This window comes from Rhizobium ruizarguesonis (assembly GCF_012349115.1).
Lineage (GTDB): Bacteria > Pseudomonadota > Alphaproteobacteria > Rhizobiales > Rhizobiaceae > Rhizobium > Rhizobium ruizarguesonis.
Genome location: NZ_PQIG01000027.1, coordinates 1 through 648 on the forward strand (window position 1 = coordinate 1; position 648 = coordinate 648).

The 648-nt window shown below is 62.5% G+C and carries 1 pseudogene; it reads left to right on the forward strand.

The features are described from left to right. Nucleotides 1-648, forward strand: a pseudogene (locus tag C3Y91_RS38840) (sugar ABC transporter substrate-binding protein); the annotation flags it as partial.

Here is a 648-nt window from a genome sequence, read left to right on the forward strand (position 1 = left end):
GCGGTCCGGAGTTCTACAAGAAGGCCTTCAACGACCTCGACGAGGAATCGCTGAAATCCGACACGATGAAGAAGTCGTTCGATAACCTCGCCACGATCATCAAATATGTCGATCCGAACTTCTCGGGCCGCGACTGGAATCTCGCGACCGCCATGGTCATCAAGGGTGACGCGCTGGTGCAGGTGATGGGCGACTGGGCCAAGGGCGAATTCGTCGCCGCCAAGAAGACGCCGGACACCGACTTCCTGTGCTACCGCTTCCCCGGCACCGACGGCAGCGTGGTCTACAACTCCGACATGTTCGGCATGTTCAACGTTCCCGACGACCGCAAGGCGGCCCAGGTGGCGCTGGCGACCGCGACGCTGTCGAAGAGCTTCCAGTCGGCCTTCAACGTCGTCAAGGGTTCGGTGCCGGCCCGTACCGACGTTCCCGACACCGACTTCGACGCTTGCGGCAAGAAGGGCATTGCCGACCTGAAGGCAGCCAACGAAGGCGGCACGCTGTTCGGCTCGCTGGCGCAAGGCTACGGCGCTCCTCCGGCGATCGCTAACGCCTACAAGGATGTCGTCTCGAAGTTCGTCCACGGCCAGATCAAGACCTCCGACGAAGCCGTCAAGCAGCTCGTCCAGGCGATCGACGACGCCCGCT